We start from the raw sequence: 24495 nt of genomic DNA on the forward strand, positions 1-24495 counted from the left end.
GCGATAGACTCAGGCCATGCAACACCTGCTGAATCTGCTCGCGGCCATTGCTTTGCTGGTCTGGGGCACGCACATCGTCCGCACCGGCATGCTGCGTGTCTTCGGCGAGAACCTGCGCCAGATCCTCTCGCGCAGCTTCAGCAGCCGGCTCTCCGCAGCCGCCGCGGGGCTGGGTGTCACGAGCATCGTGCAGTCGAGCACGGCAACCTGCCTGATCGTGGCGTCGTTCGTCGGCAAGGGCCTCGTCACCACCGGGCCGGCGCTCGCCGTGATGCTGGGCGCCGACGTCGGCACGAGCCTCATGGCGGTGGTGTTCTCGTTCGATCTCTCATGGCTCTCGCCCTTGCTCATCTTCGTCGGCGTGGTGCTCTTCATCTCGCGGCAGAACACCGCGGCAGGCCGCATCGGCCGGGTGCTGATCGGCCTGGGCCTCATCACCCTGGCGCTGCAGCTGATCGTGGCCGCCACCAGGCCGCTGACCGAAGCGCCCGCGGTGCGGACGTTGCTGGTGTCGCTGCCCAACGAGGTGATGCTCAACATCGTGGTCGGCGCGGCGCTCACGGTGCTGTCGTACTCGAGCCTGGCGATCGTGTTGCTGACCGCCACGCTGGCGGCATCGGGCTTGTTGACCACGCCGGTGGCATTGGGGCTGGTGCTGGGGGCGAACCTCGGCAGCGGCATGCTTGCCCTCATCGCCACCGGGAACGCCGCCCAGCAGGTGCGCCGGCTGCCACTCGGCAACCTGATCTTCAAGCTGGTCGGCGTGCTGCTCGCCATCCCCTTGATGCCGCAGATCCATGTGCTCCTGCAACAGCTTGCGCCGAACGTGCACGACCAGGTCGTGTTCTTCCACCTCGGCTTCAACCTCATGCTGGCCGTCACCTTCATCAGTTTCACCGGCCTCGTGGGGCGCACGGTCGACCGCTGGCTCGTCGAGAAGAGCGGCCCCGCCGGCAGCACGCGACCCCGCCACCTCGACCCCGTCGCATTGGCCACGCCGTCGCTCGCCATCAGCTGCGCGGCCCGCGAAGCACTGCACCAGGCCGACGTGGTCGAGACCATGCTGCGCGGCGTGCTCCCCGTGATCCGCAACAACGACCTCGACCTCGCACAGCAACTGCGCCAACTCGACGACACCGTCGACGAGCTCTACTCCGCGATCAAGTTCTACCTGACCCAGATCTCGCATGAGGCACTCTCGGAGCGAGAAAGCCGCCGCTGGACCGACATCGTCTCCTTCACGATCAACATGGAGCAGATCGGCGACATCATCGAGCGCGTGCTGCAAGACGTAGAAGACAAGAAGGTCCGCAAGAACCGCAGCTTCTCCGATGCCGGCATGGCCGAGATCGTGCACCTGCACGAGCGGCTGCTGGCCAATCTGCGGCTCGCGATGAGCGTGTTTCTCGATGGGCATGTTCGCGATGCGCGCAAGCTGCTGGAAGAGAAGGCACGCTTCCGCGACCTCGAGCACGAGTACGCCGCAGCGCACATCGCCCGCCTGCAGGACAACACCGCGCAGAGCATCGAGACGAGTTCGCTTCACCTCGACCTCATCAGCGACCTCAAGCGCGTGAACTCACACATCTGCTCGATCGCTTACCCCATCCTCGAATCCGCAGGAGCGCTCTCGAAGACGCGCATCCGCGAATCGCGCCTGTCGGCGATGACCGACGACGCGGCGTGAGCCAGGCGCAGAAAGCAAAACGCCACCGAGGTCATCGGTGGCGTTCGCTTCGATTTGGTGGAGCCGGCGGGAATCGAACCCGCGTCCGCAAGCCATTGCCGGACAGTTCTACATGCGTAGCTGTCTGATTTGGGTTTTAAGGGCGCAGGTCGCGCAGCAGCACGCTACCTGAACCCCGAGTCACTTGATTTAGCCCTGGGTCGAGTGACCCGACTCAGAGCGAGCCAATGTGAATGACTTCGCAGCCCTTGGGTTGCCCCTCAGACCCGGCCCATCGGCCAACCGTTGCGAAGCTCACCGGTATTAAGCGGCGAGTGCGTACGTTTCGTCGTTCGCAGTTACTTTGTTTCCAGATGGATTTACGAGGTGCCTGGTCCTCGGCATGCCCTGCGCCAACTCCGTACCCGCGTCGAAACCAGGTCGGCCCCAGAGAAGTGCTTAGTTTAGGCCAGGCCCAGCAAGTTCAAGAGCTCGCCAGGACTTTCTATGACGTGGTCGGCGCCCCAGGCACTCACCGGGTCGCCGAGCCCGAGGTAGCCCCAGGCCGCAGCAACCGTCGCCATGCCCGCGGCGCGGCCGGCCTGCACGTCGCGCAGGTCGTCGCCGACATACACGCAGGCTTCGGGTGCCACTCCGATGCGGCGCGCCGCTTCCAGCAGGGGCGCCGGATGAGGCTTGGAATGCGGCGTGGTATCGCCACCCACGATGGCCGCCGCCTGCTCGTGAAGCGACAGGGTGCGCACCAACGGCAAGGTGAATCGCTCGGCCTTGTTGGTCACGATGCCCCAGGGCGTACCACTCGTCCGAAGTGTGGTCAGCACCGGATGCATTGCGTCGAAGACCCGCGTCTCCCGACTCATTCGGGCCTCGTAGCGGCTGAGGAACTCTTCGCGCAGCGCGAGGAAGTCCTCATCCTCGGGCGTAACCTGCAAGGCGATGCCCAGCATGCCGCGCGCCCCCGCACCGACCATGGGACGAAAGGCCTCGTAGGCCAGCGGCGCCAGGCCGCGAGCCGTTCGCATGTCGTTGCCCGTGCCGGCCAGATCGGGGGCGCTGTCGATCAATGTGCCGTCGAGGTCGAACAGCACCGCCCGGATACGCTCGCGAAGGCCCGTCATCACGCGGGCTTCGTGCAGGCGAAGAGGTAGTTCACGCTGACGTCGGCCGACAGCGAGTAGCGGCGGGTGAGCGGGTTGTATTCCATGCCGCGTGTCTGCCCCAGGTTCAGCCCAGCATCGCGGCACCACTGCGCCAGCTCGCTCGGCCGGATGAAGCGCGCGTACTCATGCGTGCCACGGGGCAGCAGCTTGAGCATGTACTCGGCCCCGACGATCGCAAACAGAAACGACTTGGGGTTGCGGTTGAGGGTGGAGAAGAAGACCGAACCACCCGGCTTCACAAGCGTGGCGCACGCACGCACCACCGAGAATGGGTCTGGCACGTGCTCCAGCATCTCCATGCAGGTCACGGTGTCGAACTGGCCGGGCATTTCGTCCGCCAGGGCCTCGACTGCCACCTCGCGATACTCGATCGACGGCGTGCCCGCCTCCGCGGCATGCAGCTGCGCCACCCTCAAGGCTTTGGTGGCCAAGTCGATGCCGAGCACCTGCGCTCCTTTGCGCGCCATCGAGTCGGCGAGGATGCCTCCACCGCACCCCACGTCCACCACTCGACGGCCTGACAACGGCGCGATGCCGTTGATCCAATCCAGGCGAAGGGGGTTGATTTCGTGAAGTGGGCGGAATTCACTCTCGGGGTCCCACCAGCGGTGGGCCAGTTCGCTGAATTTGCTCAGTTCCTGCGGGTCGGCATTGATCATTTGAAAATGGTAAATAAAAAACCCCGCCGAGGCGGGGTTTTCAGGTACTGCCGCGAGATTACTTGCGGGTACGGGTACCGACCACTTCGATTTCGACGCGGCGGTTCTTGGACTTGCCTTCCTTGGTCTTGTTGTCGGCGACCGGCGAGCTTTCGCCCTTGCCTTCGGTGTAGACGCGGTTGGCTTCGATGCCCTTGCTGACCAGGTAGTTTTTCACCGACTCGGCACGAGCAACCGACAGCTTCTGGTTCGCGGCGGGCGAACCGTCGGAGTCGGTGTGACCCACGGCGATGATGACTTCGAGGTTCACACCCGAGGTCTTGCTGACGAGGTCGTCCAGCTTGGCCTTGGCGTCGGGCTTCAGCACCGATTTGCCCACGTCGTAGAAGGCGTCAGCGGCGAAGGTGACCTTCTCGCTCACAGGCGCGGGAGGCGCGACCGGTGCGGGAGCCGGTGCCGGCGGCGCAACAGGTGCCGGAGCCGGGGCAGGCGCGGGAGCAGGTGCCGGAGCGGGAGCCGGGGCAGGCGCGGGAGCAGCCTTCGGAGCGCCGTCGCACGAAGGATGGGCGGTGGCCGGGGTCCAGAATGCATCACGCCAGCACAGGTCAGCGGCGCCACTCTTCCAGGGCAAGCCGAACCCGCTGGTCCAGTTGTCGACGGACTTGGCTTGGGCAAACGCGGAGCCCGCAGCGACGGCGAGCGTGGCCGATGCGAAGAGCGATGCGACCTTGTTCAGTTTCTTCATGGTTCTCCTCTCAAGGAAGGGGCAGATGTTCTAACGAAAGGTCAAAAACCGAATCGGGAAGTACTGGCAAACCCCAAGTAACTCGGGTGTTTCCCACCGACAATCGATTGTGCCATAGGGTATTCGGAGCAAAGAGTTTTGCCATTGGTGCTTGCAGTAGCGCAAGGCGTTGTTGCGCGACCGCGACAGCACTGTTCCAGCGCCTAGAATCGCGGGTTTTGCGCGCAGGCCGAACCATGCCTGCCTTCATGGCTTTTCTGCCCCACTCCGCATGACCCAGTTCGCCAAGGAAACCCTGCCGATCAGCCTCGAAGAGGAGATGCGGCGTTCGTACCTCGACTACGCGATGAGCGTGATCGTGGGGCGTGCCCTGCCCGATGCGCGCGATGGCCTCAAGCCCGTGCATCGTCGCGTGCTTTTCGCGATGCACGAGCTGAACAACGACTGGAACCGGCCGTACAAGAAGTCGGCCCGTATCGTCGGCGACGTCATCGGCAAGTACCACCCACACGGCGACCAGTCGGTGTACGACACCGCGGTGCGCATGGCGCAAGACTTCTCGATGCGCCACATGCTCATCGACGGGCAAGGCAATTTCGGCTCGGTCGACGGCGACAACGCCGCAGCCATGCGGTACACCGAAATCAGGCTGGCGAAGATCGCACACGAGATGCTCGCCGACCTCGACAAGGAGACGGTGGACTTCGGCCCGAACTACGACGGCTCGGAGAAGGAGCCGTTGGTGCTGCCGACGCGCCTGCCGAATCTGCTCGTCAACGGTTCGGGCGGCATTGCGGTCGGCATGGCGACCAACATCCCGCCGCACAACCTGAACGAAGTCGTCGACGCCTGCCTGCACCTCTTGAAGAACCCGCAGGCCACGATCGACGAGTTGATCGAGATCATCCCTGCGCCCGACTTCCCCACCGCCGGGATCATCTACGGCACGAGCGGCGTGCGCGAGGGCTACAAGACCGGCCGCGGCCGCGTCGTGATGCGCGCGAAGTGCCACTTCGAAGACATCGACAAGGGCGCGCGCCAGGCCATCATCGTCGACGAGATCCCCTACCAGGTGAACAAGAAGAACCTGCTCGAGCGCATGGCCGAGCTGGTCCACGAGAAGAAGCTCGAAGGCATCAGCCACATCCAGGACGAGTCCGACAAGTCCGGCATGCGCGTGGTGATCGAGCTCAAGCGCGGCGAAGTGCCCGAGGTGGTGCTGAACAACCTGTACAAGCAGACGCAGCTGCAGGACACCTTCGGCATGAACATGGTGGCGCTGATCGACAACCAGCCCAAGCTGTGCAACCTGAAGGATCTGATCGCGATCTTCCTGGAGCACCGCCGCGAGGTCGTGACCCGCCGCACCGTGTTCGAGCTGCGCAAGGCGCGCGAGCGCGGCCACGTGCTGGAAGGCCTGGCCGTCGCACTGGCCAACATCGACGAGTTCATCGAGACCATCAAGACCTCGGCCACGCCTCCGATCGCGAAGGCTGCGCTGATGAGCAAGTCGTGGGACTCGTCATTGGTACGCGAGATGCTCGCCCGCGCCGAGAAAGAAACGGCAGGCGGCCGCGACGCCTACCGCCCCGAGAACCTGCCGCGCGAATACGGCATGCAGCCCGATGGCCTCTATCGCCTGTCGGACGACCAGGCCAGCGAAATCCTGCAGATGCGCCTGCAGCGCCTGACCGGCCTGGAGCAGGACAAGATCGTCGGCGAGTACAAGGAAGTGATGGCGCAAATCGCCGACCTGCTCGACATCCTCGCCACCCCGTCGCGCGTGACGACGATCATTTCCGACGAGTTGCAGGCCATCAAGCTCGAGTTCGGCCAGACCAAGATCGGCGCCCGCCGCTCCTCCATCGAGCACAACGCGCAAGACCTCGGCACCGAAGACCTGATCACGCCCACCGACATGGTGGTCACGCTCTCGCACACCGGCTACATCAAGAGCCAGGCACTCAGCGAATACCGTGCACAGAAGCGTGGTGGCCGTGGCAAGCAGGCGGCGCAGACCAAGGAAGACGACTGGATCGACCAGCTCTTCATCGCCAACACGCACGACTACATCCTGTGCTTCACCAACCGCGGCCGTGTGTACTGGCTGAAGGTGTGGGAAGTGCCGCAAGGCTCGCGCGCCTCCCGCGGCAAGCCGATCGTCAACATGTTCCCGCTGCAGCCAGGTGAAAAGGTCAATGTGGTGCTGCCGCTGACCGATGGCTTCCGCAGCTTCCCCGCCGACCACTTCGTCTTCTTCGCCACCGCGCAGGGCGTGGTGAAGAAGACCTCGCTCGACGAGTTCAGCAACCCGCGCAAGGCCGGCATCATCGCCGTCGACCTCGACGAGGGCGACTACCTGATCGGCGCCGCCCTCACCGACGGCAAGCATGACGTGATGCTCTTCAGCGACGGCGGCAAGGCCGTGCGCTTCGATGAAGACGACGTGCGCCCGATGGGCCGCGGCGCCCGGGGCGTGCGCGGCATGATGCTCGACGACGGCCAAAGCGTCATCGCGATGCTCGTCGCCGAAGACGAGACGCAAAGCGTGCTGACGGCCACTGAAAACGGCTACGGCAAGCGCACCTCGATCGTCGAATACACCCGCCACGGCCGCGGAACCAAAGGGATGATCGCGATCCAACAGAGCGAGCGCAACGGCAAGGTCGTCGCCGCCACCCTGGTGCGGCCTGCCGATGAAATCATGCTCATCACCGACAAGGGCGTGCTCGTGCGCACCCGAGTCTCTGAGATCCGCGAGCTCGGCCGCGCGACGCAAGGCGTCACGCTGATCGCACTGGACGATGGCGCCAAGCTGAGCGGCCTGCAACGCATCGTCGAGAACGATGCCAACTCGGGCGAAGAGCCCACGACTGAAAGCACCGAAGAATGAAGCGACTGATCGGTCTGGCCCTCGTGGCCGCAGCCAGCCTGGCGCAGGCCCAGAACACGGCCATCCCGGGCGCGCCTGCGAGCGCCGCCAAGAAGGAATTGGTCCAGCGGCTGCTGACCCTCCAACAGAACCAGCTGGACGGCATCACGCGCGACATCGTGGCGCGCCCGGCCCAGCAGATCGCGGCCATGGCCGACGAAACCTTGCAGACGCAGATCCCCCCTGCCAAGCACCCGCCGATCATCAAGAAGATCCAGGAGCATCTGCAGAAGTATGAAGAGGGCACCATGCCTCTCGTTCGCGACCGCGCCGCCAAGATCAGCCAGGCGAGCGTGGGCCCCTTCCTGGAAGAGAAGTTCACCGAAGACGAGCTCCGCCAACTGGTGAATGCACTGGAAGCGCCTGCGTTCAAGAAATTCCAGCAGGCCCAACCCGAACTGCTGAACCTCTACGTGCAGGCCGTGCGCAAGGATCTCGCCACCGCTGTGCAGCCGAAGATCGACGCGCTGGAGCGTGACGTTCGCATCGCGGTCGGCGCGCCCGCCCCGGCCAGCGGCGCTGCCACCCCGGCACCCGCCAAGCCTGCCAAGAAGTGACGCGAACGGTGCCCGGTCCGTCGGTCTTCACTTGCCGGTCGCGCTAGGCTGCGTGCGACAATTTGTGTCACCCATGGCTGATCTTTCCGCTGCCCCCAACCCCGAGCTGCTGGCCCTCAGAACGCAGATCGACGCGGTCGATCGCGAACTGCTCGCGCTGCTGAACCGGCGTGCGCGGCTCGCGCAGGAAGTCGGCGAAGTGAAGAAGAAGGAAGGCTCGGTGGCGTTCCGCCCCGAGCGTGAAGCGCAGGTCATCGACGGCATGAAGGCCGTCAATCCGGGGCCGCTGCTCGCGGAGAGCGTGGCACCGATCTGGCGCGAGATCATGTCCGCCTGCCGCGCGCTCGAGACGCCCACGCGCGTGGCCTACCTCGGGCCGGCCGGTACTTTCAGCGAAGAGGCGGCCCTCGGGTTCTTCGGCTCGTCGATCGTGAAGATCCCCTGCGCGAGCTTTGATGAGGTGTTCCACGTCACCACCTCGGGCGCGGCCGACTTCGGCGTGGTGCCGGTCGAGAACTCCACCGAGGGCGTGGTCACCCGCTCGCTCGACCTCTTCCTCACCACCCCGCTCTTCATCATCGGCGAGACCAGCCTCTTCGTTCAGCACAACCTGCTGCGCAAGGAGAACTCGCTGGCCGGCATCGAGACCGTCTGCGCCCATCCCCAGGCCCTGGCGCAGTGCCACGGCTGGCTGGGCACGCATCTGCCAAACGTCGAGCGCCGCCCGGTCGCGAGCAATGCCGAAGGCGCACGCCTCGCCGCCGCCGACCCGAAGCTGGCCGCCATCGCCAGTGCCCGGGCCGGCAGCGAGTTCGGCTTGCACCTCATTGCCCCTGCCATCCAGGACGAAGCCAACAACCGCACGCGCTTCGCCGTCGTCACCCACCCGGGCCGCCACCCGCAGCCGCGCGCCTCGGGCCACGACTGCACGAGCCTCGTGGTCTCGGTGAGCAACCGGCCCGGCGCCGTGCACGACATGCTGGTGCCGCTCAAGCAGCACGGCGTGTCGATGACGCGCTTCGAATCCCGCCCCGCTCGGTCGGGGCAGTGGGAGTACTACTTCTACATCGACCTGCAAGGTCACCCCGACCAGCCGCACGTGGCCACCGCGCTGCGCGAGCTGCGGGAGGCCTGCGCATTCTTCAAGTTGCTCGGCACCTATCCGATCGACGTGCACTGAAAGCTGATTCAAAGATGTTCAACCAGCTTGGCGTGATCGGATGCGGCCTGATGGGCGGCTCCTTCGCACTCGCCCTCAAGCGTGCCGGTCTGGCCAAGCGTGTCATCGGCTACAGCAAATCGCCCTCGACGACCGAGCGCGCCAAGAAGATGGGCGTGATCGACGACACCGCCGAATCGGCGCTGCTGGCGGTCTCGGGCTCCGACATCGTGATCATGGCGGTGCCCGTGTCGGCCAGCGAAGCCACGTTCAAGGCCATCCGTCACCTGGTGGAACCTGGCGTGCTCTTCATGGACGTGGGCTCGACCAAGCGCGACGTGGTCGATGCGGCCCGGCGCGTGCTGAAAGAGCGCGTCAGCTCCTTCGTGCCCGCCCACCCGATCGCCGGCAAGGAAGTGTCGGGCGTGGCCCATGCCGACGCGTCGCTCTATGCCGGGCGCCAGGTCATCATCACCCCGCTGCCGCAGACCGATGCAGATCTCGTGCAGAAGGCGACCGATGTGTGGTCGGCCATCGGCGCGCAGGTGCTGCGCATGACGCCGGAGAACCACGACGCCGCCTTCGCAGCCGTGAGCCACCTGCCGCACATGCTGGCCTTCGCCTTCTTCAACTCGGTAGCCAAGCAGCCGGCCGGCCGCGATTTCCTGTCGCTCGCCGGCCCGGGCTTTCGCGACTTCACCCGCATCGCCGCGAGTGACCCCGAAGTCTGGCGCGACATCCTGATGTCGAACCGTGAAGAGATCCTCAAGCAGTCGATGCGCTTCCGGCACACGCTGGATGCGCTCGAACACGTCATCAAGACCAGCAACGTCGAGGCGCTCGAGGACCTGATCCGCAGCGCCTCGGACGCCCGCGCCAACTGGCAGATGGGCGCCGGCAAGTCCGGGTCGTCTCGCTGATCGCAGGCTGCGCTCCAGGCGCGGCGCAACGTTGTCCCCATGTACACCACGCCGTTCCTCGACCTTCCTCCGCTGCAATCGGCCCATGGCACGGTGCGGCTGCCCGGCTCCAAGAGCATCTCCAACCGCGTGCTGTTGCTGGCCGGCCTGAGCCGTGGCACCACCACCGTCTACGACCTGCTCGACTCCGACGACACGCAGGTCATGCTCACCGCCCTGCGCCAACTTGGCTGCGACGTGCAGACTGATGGCACCACGGTGCGCATCACCGGCCTCGGCGGCGCGCTCTCGGTGAAGCAGGCACAGCTTTTCCTCGGCAACGCCGGCACGGCGATGCGGCCCTTGACCGCCGCACTGTCGGTGCTCAGCGCACAAGGTGGCGGCGAGTTCGACCTCAAGGGCGTGCCGCGCATGCACGAGCGGCCGATCGGCGACCTCATCGACGCTTTGCGCCAACTGGGCTGCACGATCGACTACCTCGGGCAAGACGGCTATCCGCCGCTGCGTCTGAAGGGCGGCGCGCTGCGCACCACCGATCCGATCCGCGTGCGCGGCGATGTGTCGAGCCAGTTCCTCACCGCCCTGCTGCTCGCGCTGCCGCTGGTGTCGCAAAGCAACCCGATCACCATCGAGGTGGTGGGCGAGCTGATCTCCAAGCCCTACGTCGAGATCACGCTCAACCTGCTGCAACGCTTCGGCATCGAGGTGCAGCGTGATGGCTGGCAGCGCTTCACCATTCCGCAAGGCAGCGAGTACCGCTCGCCGGGGAGCATCCATGTCGAGGCCGATGCTTCGTCGGCGTCTTACTTCATCGCCCTCGGCGCCATCGCCGGCTTCGAGAGCTGGCCGGTACGCATCGAAGGTGTGGGCAGCGACTCGATCCAGGGCGACATCCGCTTCATCGACGCTGCGCGCCTGATGGGCGCCGAGATCACCAGCGGCCCCGGCTGGCTGGAAGTGCGCCGAGGCACATGGCCCCTCAAGGCGATCACGCTCGACTGCAACCACATCCCCGACGCGGCGATGACGCTGGCCCTGATGGCGCTTTACGCCGACGGCAAGACACGCCTCGACAACATCGCCAGCTGGCGCGTCAAGGAAACCGACCGCATTGCCGCCATGGCCACCGAGCTGCGCAAGCTGGGAGCCACCGTCACCGAAGGCGCGGATTTCATCGAGATCTCGCCGCCCACGGCCTGGACGCCGGCCGCCATCCACACCTACGACGACCACCGCGTCGCGATGTGCTTCTCGCTTGCCGCCTACAACCCGGCCCGGCAACCGGTGCGCATCCTCGACCCGCGCTGCGTCGCCAAGACCTTTCCCGACTACTTCGAGACGCTCTTTGCCGTCGCCCGCACGGACACGCCGTCGATCCCGGTCATCACGGTCGACGGCCCGACCGCCTCGGGCAAGGGCACGCTGGCGAGCGCCGTCGCGCAGGCCTTGGGCTACCACTTCCTCGATTCCGGGGCGCTCTACCGCGCCACCGCCCTGGCCGCGATGCACGCCGGTGTGGCCGAGACCGACGAAGCCGGCCTCGCCGCCGTGGCGGCCGGACTCAAGCTCAGATTCGCCCACCAGCAGATCTGGCTGGGCGGCGTCGAGGTGAGCGACGAGCTTCGCCGCGAAGATGTCGGCGCCATGGCCTCCAAGGTTTCGGTCTGGCCAGCGGTGCGCGCCGCCCTGCTCCAGCTCCAGCTGTCCCACCGCCGTCTTCCCGGCCTGGTGGCCGACGGGCGCGACATGGGCACCGTCATCTTCCCTGCCGCGCAGCTCAAGGTCTTCGTCGTCGCAAGCGCCGCCGTGCGGGCCGAAAGACGCTATAAGCAATTGATTTCCAAGGGAATTTCGACTAGTATCGATGTCCTTCGTACCGACCTCGAGGCCCGAGACGCCCGGGACAAATCCCGCAGCGCCTCACCTCTCAAGCCAGCCGAAGACGCGATGGTGCTCGACAACTCCGAGCTCTCGGTCGACCAGTGTGTCGCCAAGGTCCTGGAGTGGTGGCAGCAACGCAACCCGTTCGGCCAGGCCTGATCGAAAGAGACTTGTTCTCAAGGCCCGTCCGGGCAAACCGGTCCGCCGTTTCACCTCTGCGCCTTTCTTGCCCCACAAGTTCAAGGCGCTCCGAAGCGGCGGGTGTTCAACCTAACCCGTGGCACCTGCCACACAGAAAGTCCCCATGCCTCAAGCACAAACCGCCGCCCCCGCAGGGATGGAATCCTTTGCCGCCCTGTTCGAAGAATCTCTGAACAAATCGGAGATGCGTGCAGGCGAAGTCATCACGGCTGAAGTCGTGCGCGTCGAGCACAACTTCGTGGTGGTCAACGCAGGCCTCAAGTCCGAAGCCTACGTGCCCATCGATGAATTCAAGAACGACCAGGGTGAGCTCGAAGTTCAGCCTGGCGATTTCGTCTCCGTCGCGATCGACGCCGTCGAAAACGGCTACGGCGACACCATCCTCTCGCGCGACAAGGCCAAGCGCCTCGCCTCGTGGCTGTCCCTCGAGAAGGCCCTGGAGTCCGGCGAATTCGTGACCGGCACCGTCAACGGCAAGGTCAAGGGTGGCCTGACCGTCCTGGTGAACGGCATCCGCGCCTTCCTGCCCGGCTCGCTGCTCGACACGCGTCCTGTGAAAGACATGTCGCCCTTCGAGGGCAAGACCATGGAATTCAAGGTCATCAAGCTCGACCGCAAGCGCAACAACGTCGTGCTGTCGCGCCGTGCCGTGGTCGAAGCCTCGATGGGTGAAGAGCGCGCCAAGCTGCTCGGCACGCTGTCCGAAGGCGCCATCGTCACCGGCGTGGTCAAAAACATCACCGAATATGGTGCGTTCGTCGACCTCGGCGGCATCGACGGCCTGCTGCACATCACCGACATGGCCTGGCGCCGTGTCCGCCACCCGAGCGAAGTCGTTCAGGTCGGCCAGGAACTGCAAGCCAAGGTCCTCAAGTTCGACGCCGAGAAGAACCGCGTCTCGCTGGGCATCAAGCAGCTGGGTGACGACCCGTGGCACGGCGTGTCGCGCCGCTACCCGCAAGGCACGCGCCTCTTCGGCAAGGTCACGAACATCGCCGACTACGGCGCGTTCGTCGAGATCGAGCCGGGCATCGAAGGCCTGGTGCACGTCTCCGAGATGGACTGGACCAACAAGAACGTCGCCCCCAGCAAGATCGTCTCGCTGGGCGACGAAGTCGAAGTCATGGTCCTCGAGATCGACGAAGACAAGCGCCGCATCAGCCTGGGCATGAAGCAGTGCAAGGCCAACCCGTGGGAAGAGTTCTCGGGCACCGTGCAGCGCGGCGACAAGGTCAAGGGTCCGGTCAAGTCGATCACCGACTTCGGCGTGTTCATCGGCCTGGCACAAGGCATCGATGGCCTGGTGCACCTGTCCGACCTCTCGTGGAACGAGCCCGGCGAAGCCGCGGTCCGCAACTACAAGAAGGGCCAGGAAGTCGAAGCCATCGTGCTGGCCGTCGATGTGGAGCGCGAGCGCATCTCGCTCGGCATCAAGCAGCTCGACAGCGATCCGTTCACCAGCTACACCTCGGTCAATGACCGTGGCCAGATCGTGACCGGCAAGGTCAAGACGGTCGACGCCCGTGGCGCCGAGATCCAGCTGAACGACGACGTGACCGGCTACCTGCGTGCCTCTGAAATCAGCCGCGACCGCGTGGAAGACGCGCGCAACGTGCTGAAGGAAGGCGACGAAGTCTCCGCCCTGATCATCAACGTCGACCGCAAGACGCGTTCGATCCAGTTGTCGATCAAGGCCAAGGACAGCGCCGACCAGCAGGAAGCCATGCAGCGCCTGTCGGCCAGCAACGAGCGTGAAACCGCAGGCACCACCAGCCTCGGCGCCCTGCTCCGCGCGAAGCTCGACAACAAGGACAACGGCTGAGCCGTTCCCTGAGCTGAACCACCAACGCCGTACTTCAAGGATCTGACAGGCTTCTATGACGCGCTCCGATCTCGTTGCAAAGCTGGCCGAGCAATTCGGCCAACTGACCCACCGTGACACGGAGTTCGCCGTCAAGACCATCCTGGATGCGATGTCCGATGCGCTTGCGCGCGGGCACCGCATCGAGATCCGCGGGTTCGGCAGCTTCTCGATCAACCGCCGGCCGCCGCGCGTGGGCCGCAACCCGCGCTCCGGCGAGCAGGTGGTGATCCCCGAGAAGCTGGTGCCGCATTTCAAACCGGGCAAGGCGCTTCGCGAAGCTGTCGACGCCCGTGGCGACGCATTGGAAGCTGCTGCGGCCGCGCAGGCTGCAGCGGCTGCCTCCGCCGAGCCAAGCTCCTGACCTCTCTGCCCGCCATCCGACATTCGCCGGCCTAGAATCCCAGGCCCCGGAGTCGTGATGCGCATCTTCATCTGGCTCGTTCGAGCCGCCCTCTTCTTCGTCCTGCTCGCCTTCGCGCTGAACAACCAGCACGAGGCCAGCCTCAAATGGTTCTTCGGCCACGAGTGGCGAACGCCCATGGTGTTCGTCGTGCTCGCGGCTTTCACGCTCGGCTGCGTGTTCGGCGTGTTGGCGATGGTGCCGAGCTGGTGGCGGGCACGGCAGGCCGTCCTGCGCCAGAAGACCGACGAGGGCGCACCGGGCACTGGCATCGATTCGCGCCACACCGACCCGGCCTTGCCCTCCGACGCACGACTGCTCCAGCATGAACTTTGACCTCCAGTGGCTGCTGCTAGGCCTGCCGATCGCGTTCGCGCTGGGCTGGCTCGGCTCACGCCTCGACCTGCGGCAGTGGAAGCGCGAGCAGCACGATTCGCCCAAGGCCTATTTCAAAGGCCTGAACCTGCTGCTCAACGAACAGCAGGACAAGGCCATCGACGCCTTCATCGAGGCCGTCCAGCACGACCCCGACACGTCTGACCTGCACTTCGCGCTCGGCAACCTGTTTCGCCGCCGCGGTGAATACGAACGCGCCGTGCGCGTGCACCAGCACCTGGTGAGCCGCGCCGATTTGCCCAAGGCCGAGCGCGACCGCGCGCAGCATGCCCTCGCACAAGACTTCATGAAGGCCGGCCTCTTCGATCGCGCCGAAGAGGCCTACCAGGCGCTCGAAGGCACGGCCTTCGCCACCGAAGCCCAACTCGCACTGCTCACGCTTCACGAGCGCTCACGCGACTGGCGTGCCGCGGTCGAGGTCGCCCAGAAGCTCGAGCGCAGCGGCACGGCGTCGTTCGCGTCGCACATCGCGCACTACTGGTGTGAACTGGCCCAGGAGGCGGACGCCCGCAAGCAGAGCGCCGAGGCGGACGACGCCCTGCGCCACGCCCGCGAGGCCGCCCCGCTGTCGGCCCGCCCCATCGTGCTCGCCGGCCAGCGTGCCCACGCGCGTGGCGACCACGCTCAGGCACTGGCGCTCTGGGGCGAGCTGCTGGCCGCCCACACCACCGCCTTCAACCTCGTGTCACGCGACTACGCCGCAAGCGCACTGGCCTGCGGAGAACAAGCCGCCGCCCTGGAGCGCCTGCAAGGCCTCTACCGCCGCGCCCCGACGATGGACCTGCTCGCCGCCATCGCCACGCTCGACCCCGCGCCTGCCGCTCAACGTGCCCGTGTGCTCAGCCACCTTCAAGAGCAGCCCACGCTCTCGGCCGCACAAGAGCTGCTGCGCCAGATGACCACCGAAGGCTTCGCACTCGACGCCAACGAAGCGCAGAGCCTGCGCACTGCCGTCGGCCGCGCCGCCAAACCCCTGCAGCGCTACCGCTGCGCCGCCTGCGGCTTCGAAGCGCAGCACTATTTCTGGCAATGCCCGGGTTGCCTCAGCTGGGACAGCTACCCGCCGCAACGCCTGGAGGACCTGTAATGTCTCAACCCGTGGTCACGCGTGAACGGCTGGCCGCTGCCCGCGTGCTCGTCGTCGGCGACGCGATGCTCGACCGCTACTGGTTCGGCGCCGTCGAGCGCATTTCCCCCGAAGCGCCGGTGCCGGTGGTCAAGGTGAACCGCGAAGAGGAACGCCTGGGCGGCGCCGCCAACGTGGCGCTCAACGCCAAGACCCTCGGCGCCCAGACGACGCTGCTCACGGTCGTCGGCCAGGACGAACCCGCCAAGAAGCTGCAGCAACTGCTGGAGCAGAAAGGCGTGAAGACGCTGCTCGGCCATGACCCGCAGCTCTACACCATCGTCAAGCTGCGCATCATCGGCCGCTCGCAGCAGCTGATCCGCATCGACTTCGAGAATGCCCCCGACCATGAAGTGCTGGCCGGCATGCTGCCCGAGTTCGAGAAGGCCCTCGCCGTGCACGACGTGGTGCTCTTCTCCGACTACGGCAAGGGCGGCCTGGAACACATCCCGCGCATGATCGAACTCGCTCGCAAGGCGGGCAAGCCGGTGCTGGTCGACCCCAAGGGCAACGACTACGAGCGGTATGCCGGTGCCACCACCATCACGCCCAACCGCGCCGAGCTGGCCCAGGTGATCGGCAACTGGAGCAGCGAAGCGCAGCTCCACGAGCGTGCCGAAGCGCTGCGCCAGAAGCTGCGACTCGACAGCCTGGTGCTCACCCGTTCCGAAGAAGGCATGTCGGTGTTCGACGCCCAGGGCGAGACCCGCTTCCATGCGCAGGCGCGTGAGGTGTTCGACGTCACCGGCGCCGGCGACACCGTGATCGCCACACTCGCCGCCATGCTGGCCTGCGGCCTGTCGGTGCAAGAGGCCGTGCCCGTGGCCAACAAAGCCGGTGGCCTGGCGGTGGGCAAGTTCGGCAACGCGACCCTGACCTACGAGGAGCTCTTCGCATGAGCACGAAAGTGGTGGTGACCGGCGCGGCCGGCATGATCGGCAGCAACATCGTCCACGGCCTGAACGCCATCGGCATCGACGACGTGATCGCCGTCGACGACCTGACCGACGGCCCGAAGTACCGCAACCTGCTCGGCGCGAAGATCAGCGACTACTTCGACAAGAGCGACTTCTACACCCGCTTCGCACGCGGCGAGTTCGGCAAGGTCGAGGCCGTGCTGCACCAGGGCGCCTGCTCCGACACCATGGAGCACAACGGGCGCTACATGCTCGACACCAACTACCGCTGCTCGAAGGACCTGCTCGACGCCTGCCAGGCCCAGGGCGTGCGCCTGCTCTACGCCTCGTCGGCCGCCACCTACGGCGGCAGTGACACCTTCCGCGAAGACCCGCAGTTCGAGAAACCGCTCAACGTCTACGGCTACTCCAAGCTGCTGTTCGACAACGTCGTGCGTCGCATGCTGGCGACCAGCCTCTCTGGCAAGAGCGCGCAAGTCGCCGGCTTCCGCTACTTCAACGTCTACGGCCCGCGCGAGCAGCACAAGGCGCGCATGGCCTCGGTGGCCTTCCACAACTTCAACGAGTTCCGCGAGAAAGGCCGCGTGCGCCTCTTCGGCCCCTACGGCGGCTACAACGCGGGCGAACAGTCGCGCGACTTCATCTCGGTCGACGACGTGGTGGCGGTGAACCTGTGGTTCCTGCAGCACCCCCAGAAGAGCGGCATCTTCAACCTCGGCACCGGCCGCGCACAACCCTTCAACGACGTGGCCGCCGCGGTGGTCAACGCATCGCGCGGCTTGAAGGGCGAACCGGCGCTGTCGCTCACCGAGCTGGTGACGAAGGGCCTGATCGAATACTTCGACTTCCCGCCCGCCCTCGTCGGCAAGTACCAGTGCTACACCCAGGCCGACATGACGCAGCTGCGCGCTGCCGGCTGCGACCACCGCTTCGCCGACGTCACGACGGGCGTCACGCGCTACGTGCAATGGCTCAGCCAGCAACCGGCCTGACCTCCCCTATTCACTCGACCCCCTTTCGTCGGCGTTCCTGAAGGGGAAAGACTTCCCCACACCCCCTGGCTACAGTGCCGCCAGGGGTGCAGAACGGCTGCTCCCCGTCAACACCAAAGACGAATCAAAGGGAGTTCAAAACATGTTCAAGAAGCTGATCTGCACGCTCGCCATGCTGTTCGCCGCAGCCACCGCCTTCGCCGCGGTCGACGTGAACAAGGCCGACCAGGCCGCGCTGGAATCGGTCAAGGGCATCGGCACCAAGGTGTCGGTGCGCATCCTCGACGAGCGCAAGAAGGGCCAGTTCAAGGACTGGGCCGACCTGATGGCGCGTGTGAAGGGCATCAAGAGCGGCGCCGCCACCCGCCTGTCGAAGGAAGGCCTGACGGTCAACGGCGCGGCCTACGCCGCCGCTGCGGCCGAAGCCAAGAGCCCGGCGAAGAGCAGCAAGTAAACCGCCACACCAAGCGAATCGATCGCTGTCATCACGAGGCCCGCGGCGCACTCGCGCCGCGGGCCTTTCTCTTTCCAACGCGTCATTCCAGCTCGGTGGTCTGGAAGTCGGTGTCTGGCACCGGCCCGCGCCGCTCGCGGCGGCGCTCCCAGCCGAAGAAGCCGGTGACCTCGTCGCGCCGCGCCATGGTGTCGGCCCAACCGAGCGCCACCAGCTCGCGCGTGTAGGCCTGTTCGAACAAAAGGTAGCTCGCCAGTGCCGCGCCACGGGTGTCGGAGCCCTTGCCGCTGACGCCGATGCCCCGCAGCAGCGCGCGAATCGACGTGGGCAATGCATTCACATGCTTGGCCGCCAGGTCGTCGAGGCGCTGCGAGGGCGCGATCACCAGCACCTCGATCGGCCGCAGGCTCGTGTTCGCCAAGGCCTCAGGCGGCAGCAGAGACAGCGTGTTGTTGATGCGCTGCAGGCGCTCGACGTCGACCGCCAACGCATCGAGAAAGATGTTCGACAGCGCATGGCCGGCGATCTGCGCGAAGTTGGGGTAGGCGCCGCTCACCTTGCGCCGACCGGGCGGCTCATGCATGCGGCCGGCACCGATCACGAGAATGCGGCGCGCGCCCAGGTGCACAGCCGGCGAGATGGGGGCCGACTGGCGCATCGAGCCGTCGCCGAAGTATTCGGTGACACCATCGAAGTCGAGCGGCACCGCCGGGAACACGAAGGGGATCGCCGCCGACGCCAGCAGGTGCTGCACCGTGATCGGCGAGCGCACTGCCACGCGCTGTGAACGGTTCCAGGGGGCGAATTCCTGCAGTGCGTCGTAGAAGGTCACGTGCGTGCCGGAGCTGTAGCTCGACGCGGTGATGGCCAGCGCGTGCAGATGCCCGGATCTCATCACCTCGGGCAGGCGCTGCACCGCCACCATCTCGCTGAGCAGCTGCTCCAGCGGGCTGTTGTCGAGCAGCGAGCGCAGCCTCGCGCGGCGCCAGCGGGCGATCACCCAGCCGAGCGACATCATCGTGAGCCAACGTGCGCCGGTGCGGATCACGCCCAGCGCATCGCTGCGGTACACCTGCTCGGCGCGGAAGTTCTCCCACACGTGGGCCATGGCCTTGACCGCACCGTCGAAGTCGTCGCAATGCGTGGCGAGCGCCGCCGCGTTGATGGCCCCGGCCGAGGTGCCGGTGATGACGGGGAAGGGGTTGCCGTATTGCCAGGGCGCGGCGTCACGCCGGATCTTCGCCACTGCCTTCAGCACGCCCACCTGGTAGGCAGCACGGGCGCCGCCGCCGGTGAGGATCAAACCTGTCGTCGGATTCGTCTCGGGCATGCGCCGCAGTGTAGGCATGCCACCTGGGGCCGAAGATCAGGGGCTGCCCTTGGGCGTGGCGGGCACACCACCTCCGCCAGGCGCTCCCTGCCGATCACTCGTAAACGACGCTTGCCTTGCCGTGGCTGCCTTCACGCCAGCGCTGCAGCGCTTCGTCGGTGGGGAAGAAGCGCCCCTCTTCACCGAGATCGAGTTCGCCGCTCGCGGCCTCACGTTGCAGAACCAGGCGCACGCCGAGACCCTGGGCCACGGGGCCCTGCTCGGTGTTGATGCGCCGGCTCGGGAAGTCGCGCAGCACCTCGGCCACGGGCGGCACGCTGCCGTTCACCTCGACCCGCAGGTACTTGCCGAATCGACAGCGGGCGGTGGCGAGATCCCACACCTGCTGGATGTTGAAACGCATGCCGCCCGAGAACCGATCGGGCTGCACCTTGCCGACGGCGATCACCAACTCGTCGTCTTTCAACAGGTCCTTGTTGGCGTTGAGCACGTCTTCGTTGACGACCGATTCGATGGCCTCGCTCTTGTCGTCGAGCTTGAAGATCGCCACGCGCCCACGTTGGCCGTTGATGACGCGCAGGTCGCCGATGATGCCGGCCAGCACCTGCGGCTCGCGCGAATCGATGAGGTCGGCGATCTTGCGTTTGGCGAACCGGCGCACCTCGTCTTCGCTCTGGTCGAAGAGGTGGCCCGACAGGTAGAAGCCGAGTGCCACCTTCTCCAGGCTCAGGCGCTCCTTGATGCTCCAGGGCGCGGCCTGCACCAGTTCGGGCTCTTGCGTGGAGGCGGCGTGCGAGTCGCCGAAGTCGAAGAGCCCGCCTTGGTCGGCGTGCGCAGCTTGCGTGTCGGCGTAGTCGAACGCAAGCCCGATGCTGGCCACGGCCATCGAACGCTCGGGGTGCAGCAGGTCGAAGGCGCCGGCCTTGATGAGCGCTTCAACCGTGCGCTTGTTGATGCGGCTGCGGTCCACGCGCGCGCAGAAGTCGAACAGGCTCTTGAACGGCCCCCCTTCCTTGCGCGCCTGGATGATGGCCTCGATGGCGCTCTGGCCCGTGCCTTTGATCGCGCCGAGGCCATAGCGCACCACCTTGTCGGCCACCGGCTCGAAGCGGTAGTTGCCGGTGTTGATGTTCGGCGGCTCGAAGGTGAGGCCGAGGTTCTGCACCGCATCGTCGTGGAAGATCTTGAGCTTGTCGGTGTCGTCGAGCGCGACGCTCATGTTGGCCGCGGTGAATTCGGCCGGGTAATGCGCCTTGAGATAGGCCGTGTGGTACGCGAGCAGCGCATACGCCGCGGCGTGCGACTTGTTGAAGCCGTAGCCCGCGAACTTCTCCATCAGGTCGAAGATCTCGTTGGCGAGAGGCTCCGGGATGTTGTTCTTGGCAGCGCCCTGGGCGAAGGTGGCGCGGTGCGCCACCATCTCCTCGAGCTTCTTCTTGCCCATCGCGCGGCGCAAGAGGTCGGCGCCGCCGAGCGAGTAGCCGCCCAGGCGCTGCGCCACCTGCATCACCTGCTCCTGGTAGACCATGATCCCGTAGGTCTCCTTGAGCACCTCTTCCATCATCGGGTGCGGGTACTCCACCTCTTCGCGGCCGTGCTTGCGCGCGCAGAAGCTCGGGATCAGGTCCATCGGGCCCGGCCGGTAGAGGGCCACGAGCGCGATGATGTCCTCGAAGACGCTGGGCTTGGCGTCACGCAGCATGCGCTGCATGCCGGAGGATTCAAGCTGGAACACCGCCACCGTCTTGCCTTCGCTCATGAGCCGATAGGCGGCGCGGTCGTCGAGCGGGATGTTCTCGAGCGCGAAGTTCTCCTGCCCCGGGCGGCGGGCGCGGATGTAGTCCTTGGCGAGCTCCAGGATGGTGAGCGTCGCCAGGCCCAGAAAGTCGAACTTCACGAGGCCGATGGCTTCGACGTCGTCCTTGTCGTACTGGCTCACCGCCGAGTCGCTGCCCGGCTGCATGTAGAGCGGGCAGAAGTCGGTGATCTTGCCCGGCGCAATCAGCACGCCACCGGCGTGCATGCCGATGTTGCGCACCATGCCTTCCACACGCTCGGCGAGCGCCAGCAGTTCAGCAACTTCTTCTTCGTTCTTCTCGCGCTGCTCGATCTCGGGCGCTTCGACACGCGCGTAGATGAGGCCGGGGTCGGGCTTGTCGCCAGGGCGCGCGAGCGTCACCGTCTTGCCGGGCGGCGCGGGCACGAGCTTGGCGATGCCGTCGACATGGCCGTAGCCCATGCCGAGCACACGGCCCACGTCGCGCAGCGCGGCCTTGGCGGCCATCGTGCCGAAGGTCGCGATCTGGCTCACGGCGTCGCGGCCGTACTTGTCCTTCACATAGTCGATCACCCGGTCGCGGTTGCCCTGGCAGAAGTCGATGTCGAAGTCGGGCATCGACACACGCTCCGGGTTCAGGAAGCGCTCGAACAGCAGGTTGTAGCGAAGCGGGTCGAGGTCGGTGATCTTGAGCGCGTAGGCGACGAGCGAGCCTGCCCCCGAGCCCCGGCCCGGGCCGACCGGGCATCCGTTGTTCTTGGCCCAGTTGATGAAGTCGGCCACGATCAGGAAGTAGCCCGGGAAGCCCATCTTCAGGATGGTGTTGAGCTCGAACTCCAGCCGCTCCACGTAGCGCGGCATGTTCTTCTCGCGCTCGGTGGCATCGGGGAAGAGATGGACCATCCGCTCCTTCAAGCCTTCGTGCGAGGCGTAGCGGAAATAGGCCTCGGGCTCCATGCGCTCGCCATTGACTTCGGGCACGGGGAAGTCCGGGAGGCGCGGCTTGCCGAGCACGAGCGACAGGCTGCAGCGCTTGGCGATCTCGACAGTGTTCTGGATGGCGCTCGGGATGTCGGCGAAGAGCGCCTCCATCTGCGCCTGCGACTTGAAGTACTGCTCGCGCGTGAAGCGCTTGATGCGGCGCGGGTTGGTGAGCGTCTCGCCTTCGGCGATGCAGGTGCGGGCCTCGTGGGCTTCGAAGTCTTCGGGCGTCTGGAACTGCACCGGGTGCGTAGCGACCACGGGCAGCTTGAGCTGCGCGGCCAGCGGCACGGCGGCGCGCACGTGCGCTTCGTTGGTTGGCTGGCCGGCACGCTGCAGCTCGATGTAGAAGCGCTGCGGGAAGATCGCAGCGAGGCGCTCGGCCACGGCCGTGGCGCGTGCCGTGTCCTGCGCCATCAGCGCCTGGCCGACCGGGCCGAGTTCGGCGCCAGACAGCGCGATCAGCCCTTCATTCAGCGCCGAGAGCCATTCCCACTTGAGCAGCGCCTGCCCGCGCGCCGAAGGGTCGAGCCAGCCGCGCGACAGCAGCTCGCACAAGTTCAGATAGCCGGCCTTGCCCTGCACCAGCAGCACGATGCGGCTCGGCTGCTTCTCGCCATCGGTCGGCTCCAGCCACACGTCGGCGCCGATGATGGGCTTCACGCCCTTCTTGCGCGCGGTGTTGTAGAACTTGATGCCGCCGAAGATGTTCGACAGATCGGTGATGGCCAGGGCCACCTGTCCGTCTTTCGCCGCGGCGCCCACGACCTCGTCGATGCGCAAGGTGCCGTCGACAACTGAAAATTCGGTGTGGGTGCGCAGGTGAACGAAGGCCATCGGGCGATTTTAGAGAGGGCCGGCGTCCTTAAAATCGCCAACGTGTCAGCAGTTTTGAACATCTCCTCCTACCTCTTCGTGCCCTTGACGGACACCCTCGCCCTGCGCGAGAGCATCCGCTCACAAGCCGCGGGTTTGTCCTTGAAGGGCACCGTGTTGCTGGCCGAAGAAGGCATCAACCTCTTCCTGGCCGGCAGCGCCGAGTCGGTCCGCGGCTTCGTCGCCTGGCTCAAGCAGGACAAGCGTTTCGCCCCGCTGGAGCCCAAGGAAAGCTGGTCGGATCACGTGCCCTTCGGCAAGCTCCTGGTGAAGGTCAAGCGCGAGATCATCCGCATGAACCACCCGACGATCCGGCCGCACGCGGGTCGTGCCCCGGCGGTGGATGCGAAGACGCTCGCCCGCTGGCTCGATGCCGGTGTCGATGACGACGGCCGCCCGGTGGTCACGCTCGACACCCGCAATGCCTTCGAGGTGGGCTACGGCAAGTTCCGCAACGCGATCGACTGGAACATCGCCAAGTTCACCGAATTCCCGCAACAGGTGGCCGAGCATCGAAACGAGCTGGCGGGCAAGCGCGTGGTGAGCTACTGCACCGGCGGCATCCGCTGCGAGAAGGCCGCGATCTACATGGCCGAGGCCGGCATCGAGCACGTGGTGCAGCTCGAAGGCGGCATCCTCAAGTACTTTGAGGAGGTGGGCGGGCAGCACTACGAGGGTGGCTGCTTCGTGTTCGACGAGCGCGAGTCGCTGGCGCCGTCGCTTGCCCCAGCCCCTCAGCTGTTGAGCGCCCCCAGCACCTCGGAGTGAAACTCGCGCTGGTACAGGATCCAGATCACGCCTGCGGTCGCCAGCATGAAGATCAGCGGTGAGAAGAACCACCCCACCGCCGCGAACGCCAGGTAATACGCCCGCAGGCCATCGTTGAAGGTCTCGGCCGCCATGCCGACAACGCGGCCGGCCTTGTCGGCGAAGGCCTTGCGCTTGTCTTCGGCTTCGTCCCCCAGCGCGTCGAACTGTTTGGCCTCGGGAGCGGCGGCGATCATCAGCGCGCCGAAGGTGTATTGCCGCATCGACCAGGTGAAGCGGAAGAAGGCGTACACGAAGATCACCAGCAGCAGCACGAGCTTCAGCTCGAAGATCAGCACGGTGGTGCGCGCGGCAAAGGGCAGGTCGCGCACGAGGTCGCTGGCCTTGTCGCCCGCGCTCAACGCGGCCAGCAGGCCGCCGATCAGGAGGATGGTGGTCGACGCGAAGAACGAGGGGCTGGTGGACAGGTTCTGGATCACCACGCCGTCGATCACGCGCACGTCGCGGTAGGTGGCCTGCATCATCCACAGGCGGCGGTAGCGGTTGGTGGTGGCGAGCACCGAGGGCCGGGTCTGCGAGCGGTCCTTGGCGAACCAGGCGTAGCCCGACCAGCCAACGAAGAAGGCCGCCAACGCGGCCCAGTCGCCCCAGGGGAGGATGCTGAAGACCTTGATGACCGTGTCCATGCGGGCACTGTATCAAGGCCTTCGGGC

General features: G+C 66.0%; 20 protein-coding genes and 1 other RNA gene. 14 read left to right on the plus strand and 7 right to left on the minus strand.

Features of this window, described 5'->3' with window-relative positions:
* Positions 1-16 precede the first annotated feature (16 nt).
* On the plus strand, positions 17-1687 hold the full coding sequence (locus tag RXV79_RS17625) for a Na/Pi cotransporter family protein (RefSeq protein ID WP_316699357.1): 1671 nt from the start codon (positions 17-19) through the stop codon (positions 1685-1687).
* Positions 1688-1742: 55 nt separating this feature from the next.
* On the opposite strand, the gene ssrA is transcribed toward RXV79_RS17625, so the two are convergent.
* The 4 genes from ssrA to ompA form a co-directional block, all read right to left on the minus strand.
* Positions 1743-2115, minus strand: a transfer-messenger RNA (tmRNA) gene (gene ssrA / locus RXV79_RS17630).
* Between the two features lie 15 nt (positions 2116-2130).
* Positions 2131-2805, minus strand: a complete 675-nt coding sequence (gph, locus tag RXV79_RS17635; RefSeq protein ID WP_316699359.1) for a phosphoglycolate phosphatase — start codon at positions 2803-2805, stop codon at positions 2131-2133.
* On the minus strand, positions 2805-3506 hold the full coding sequence (gene ubiG / locus RXV79_RS17640; RefSeq protein WP_316699361.1) for a bifunctional 2-polyprenyl-6-hydroxyphenol methylase/3-demethylubiquinol 3-O-methyltransferase UbiG: 702 nt from the start codon (positions 3504-3506) through the stop codon (positions 2805-2807). Before ubiG ends, gph begins: the two co-directional genes overlap by 1 nt.
* A 58-nt stretch (positions 3507-3564) precedes the next feature.
* On the minus strand, positions 3565-4251 hold the full coding sequence (gene ompA / locus RXV79_RS17645) for an outer membrane protein OmpA (protein WP_316699363.1): 687 nt from the start codon (positions 4249-4251) through the stop codon (positions 3565-3567).
* 271 nt (positions 4252-4522) lie between these two features.
* On the opposite strand from ompA, the gene gyrA reads away from it, so the two are divergent.
* From gyrA to RXV79_RS17705, 12 genes are all read left to right on the plus strand, one after another.
* The gene (gyrA, locus tag RXV79_RS17650) at positions 4523-7144 is read left to right on the plus strand and encodes a DNA gyrase subunit A (RefSeq protein WP_316699365.1); all 2622 of its coding nucleotides are present in this window, start codon (positions 4523-4525) and stop codon (positions 7142-7144) included.
* A complete protein-coding gene (locus RXV79_RS17655; RefSeq protein WP_316699367.1) occupies positions 7141-7740 on the plus strand; it encodes a hypothetical protein in 600 nt (199 codons plus the stop codon). The genes gyrA and RXV79_RS17655 overlap by 4 nt, the downstream gene beginning before the upstream one ends.
* A gap of 73 nt (positions 7741-7813) precedes the next feature.
* Positions 7814-8920: a prephenate dehydratase gene (gene pheA, locus RXV79_RS17660; RefSeq protein ID WP_316699369.1), complete on the plus strand. Its 1107-nt coding sequence runs from the start codon at positions 7814-7816 to the stop codon at positions 8918-8920.
* A gap of 14 nt (positions 8921-8934) precedes the next feature.
* Positions 8935-9819 carry a prephenate dehydrogenase gene (locus tag RXV79_RS17665; RefSeq protein ID WP_316699371.1) on the plus strand — a complete coding sequence of 295 codons (885 nt, stop codon included), beginning with the start codon at positions 8935-8937 and terminating at the stop codon, positions 9817-9819.
* A gap of 39 nt (positions 9820-9858) precedes the next feature.
* A complete protein-coding gene (locus RXV79_RS17670) occupies positions 9859-11859 on the plus strand; it encodes a bifunctional 3-phosphoshikimate 1-carboxyvinyltransferase/cytidylate kinase (RefSeq protein ID WP_316699373.1) in 2001 nt (666 codons plus the stop codon).
* A 145-nt stretch (positions 11860-12004) separates the two neighbouring features.
* Positions 12005-13723: a 30S ribosomal protein S1 gene (gene rpsA / locus RXV79_RS17675; protein ID WP_201813004.1), complete on the plus strand. Its 1719-nt coding sequence runs from the start codon at positions 12005-12007 to the stop codon at positions 13721-13723.
* A 55-nt stretch (positions 13724-13778) separates the two neighbouring features.
* Positions 13779-14126, plus strand: a complete 348-nt coding sequence (locus RXV79_RS17680; RefSeq protein ID WP_316699374.1) for an integration host factor subunit beta — start codon at positions 13779-13781, stop codon at positions 14124-14126.
* Between the two features lie 57 nt (positions 14127-14183).
* On the plus strand, positions 14184-14501 hold the full coding sequence (locus RXV79_RS17685) for a LapA family protein (protein ID WP_316699375.1): 318 nt from the start codon (positions 14184-14186) through the stop codon (positions 14499-14501).
* Complete coding sequence (gene lapB / locus RXV79_RS17690) at positions 14491-15648, plus strand: lipopolysaccharide assembly protein LapB (protein WP_316699376.1); 1158 nt, start codon at positions 14491-14493, stop codon at positions 15646-15648. The genes RXV79_RS17685 and lapB overlap by 11 nt, the downstream gene beginning before the upstream one ends.
* On the plus strand, positions 15648-16586 hold the full coding sequence (gene rfaE1 / locus RXV79_RS17695) for a D-glycero-beta-D-manno-heptose-7-phosphate kinase (protein ID WP_316699378.1): 939 nt from the start codon (positions 15648-15650) through the stop codon (positions 16584-16586). Before lapB ends, rfaE1 begins: the two co-directional genes overlap by 1 nt.
* A complete protein-coding gene (rfaD, locus tag RXV79_RS17700) occupies positions 16583-17596 on the plus strand; it encodes an ADP-glyceromanno-heptose 6-epimerase (RefSeq protein ID WP_316699380.1) in 1014 nt (337 codons plus the stop codon). The genes rfaE1 and rfaD overlap by 4 nt, the downstream gene beginning before the upstream one ends.
* 142 nt (positions 17597-17738) lie before the next feature.
* A complete protein-coding gene (locus RXV79_RS17705) occupies positions 17739-18050 on the plus strand; it encodes a ComEA family DNA-binding protein (protein WP_316699382.1) in 312 nt (103 codons plus the stop codon).
* Positions 18051-18132: 82 nt separating this feature from the next.
* Here the strand turns inward: RXV79_RS17705 and RXV79_RS17710 are convergent, their stop codons facing one another.
* Together RXV79_RS17710 and dnaE are read right to left on the minus strand one after the other, a co-directional pair.
* Positions 18133-19380 (minus strand): patatin-like phospholipase family protein, encoded by a 1248-nt coding sequence (locus RXV79_RS17710; RefSeq protein WP_316699384.1) that lies wholly within the window; start codon positions 19378-19380, stop codon positions 18133-18135.
* Between the two features lie 94 nt (positions 19381-19474).
* Positions 19475-22975: a DNA polymerase III subunit alpha gene (gene dnaE, locus RXV79_RS17715; RefSeq protein ID WP_316699386.1), complete on the minus strand. Its 3501-nt coding sequence runs from the start codon at positions 22973-22975 to the stop codon at positions 19475-19477.
* 42 nt (positions 22976-23017) lie between these two features.
* Here dnaE and RXV79_RS17720 point away from each other — a divergent pair, with 42 nt between their 5' ends.
* Entirely contained in the window at positions 23018-23782 is a 765-nt protein-coding gene (locus RXV79_RS17720; RefSeq protein ID WP_316699388.1) for a sulfurtransferase, read from the plus strand.
* Here RXV79_RS17720 and RXV79_RS17725 read toward each other — a convergent pair.
* The gene (locus tag RXV79_RS17725; RefSeq protein ID WP_316699390.1) at positions 23749-24468 is read right to left on the minus strand and encodes a DUF599 domain-containing protein; all 720 of its coding nucleotides are present in this window, start codon (positions 24466-24468) and stop codon (positions 23749-23751) included. The genes RXV79_RS17720 and RXV79_RS17725 overlap by 34 nt on opposite strands.
* Positions 24469-24495 lie beyond the last annotated feature (27 nt).

Source organism: Piscinibacter gummiphilus, assembly GCF_032681285.1.
In the GTDB taxonomy this organism is placed as follows: Bacteria; Pseudomonadota; Gammaproteobacteria; order Burkholderiales; family Burkholderiaceae_C; genus Rhizobacter; species Rhizobacter gummiphilus_A.

Excerpts from the sequence above, each read along its gene's own strand:
- RXV79_RS17625 (WP_316699357.1), top strand. The coding sequence starts at position 17 with ATGCAACACCTGCTGAATCTGCTCGCGGCCATTGCTTTGCTGGTCTGG.
- gph (WP_316699359.1), bottom strand. The coding sequence starts at position 2,805 with ATGACGGGCCTTCGCGAGCGTATCCGGGCGGTGCTGTTCGACCTCGAC.
- ubiG (WP_316699361.1), bottom strand. The coding sequence starts at position 3,506 with ATGATCAATGCCGACCCGCAGGAACTGAGCAAATTCAGCGAACTGGCC.
- ompA (WP_316699363.1), bottom strand. The coding sequence starts at position 4,251 with ATGAAGAAACTGAACAAGGTCGCATCGCTCTTCGCATCGGCCACGCTC.
- gyrA (WP_316699365.1), top strand. The coding sequence starts at position 4,523 with ATGACCCAGTTCGCCAAGGAAACCCTGCCGATCAGCCTCGAAGAGGAG.
- RXV79_RS17655 (WP_316699367.1), top strand. The coding sequence starts at position 7,141 with ATGAAGCGACTGATCGGTCTGGCCCTCGTGGCCGCAGCCAGCCTGGCG.
- pheA (WP_316699369.1), top strand. The coding sequence starts at position 7,814 with ATGGCTGATCTTTCCGCTGCCCCCAACCCCGAGCTGCTGGCCCTCAGA.
- RXV79_RS17665 (WP_316699371.1), top strand. The coding sequence starts at position 8,935 with ATGTTCAACCAGCTTGGCGTGATCGGATGCGGCCTGATGGGCGGCTCC.
- RXV79_RS17670 (WP_316699373.1), top strand. The coding sequence starts at position 9,859 with ATGTACACCACGCCGTTCCTCGACCTTCCTCCGCTGCAATCGGCCCAT.
- rpsA (WP_201813004.1), top strand. The coding sequence starts at position 12,005 with ATGCCTCAAGCACAAACCGCCGCCCCCGCAGGGATGGAATCCTTTGCC.
- RXV79_RS17680 (WP_316699374.1), top strand. The coding sequence starts at position 13,779 with ATGACGCGCTCCGATCTCGTTGCAAAGCTGGCCGAGCAATTCGGCCAA.
- RXV79_RS17685 (WP_316699375.1), top strand. The coding sequence starts at position 14,184 with ATGCGCATCTTCATCTGGCTCGTTCGAGCCGCCCTCTTCTTCGTCCTG.
- lapB (WP_316699376.1), top strand. The coding sequence starts at position 14,491 with ATGAACTTTGACCTCCAGTGGCTGCTGCTAGGCCTGCCGATCGCGTTC.
- rfaE1 (WP_316699378.1), top strand. The coding sequence starts at position 15,648 with ATGTCTCAACCCGTGGTCACGCGTGAACGGCTGGCCGCTGCCCGCGTG.
- rfaD (WP_316699380.1), top strand. The coding sequence starts at position 16,583 with ATGAGCACGAAAGTGGTGGTGACCGGCGCGGCCGGCATGATCGGCAGC.
- RXV79_RS17705 (WP_316699382.1), top strand. The coding sequence starts at position 17,739 with ATGTTCAAGAAGCTGATCTGCACGCTCGCCATGCTGTTCGCCGCAGCC.
- RXV79_RS17710 (WP_316699384.1), bottom strand. The coding sequence starts at position 19,380 with ATGCCCGAGACGAATCCGACGACAGGTTTGATCCTCACCGGCGGCGGC.
- dnaE (WP_316699386.1), bottom strand. The coding sequence starts at position 22,975 with ATGGCCTTCGTTCACCTGCGCACCCACACCGAATTTTCAGTTGTCGAC.
- RXV79_RS17725 (WP_316699390.1), bottom strand. The coding sequence starts at position 24,468 with ATGGACACGGTCATCAAGGTCTTCAGCATCCTCCCCTGGGGCGACTGG.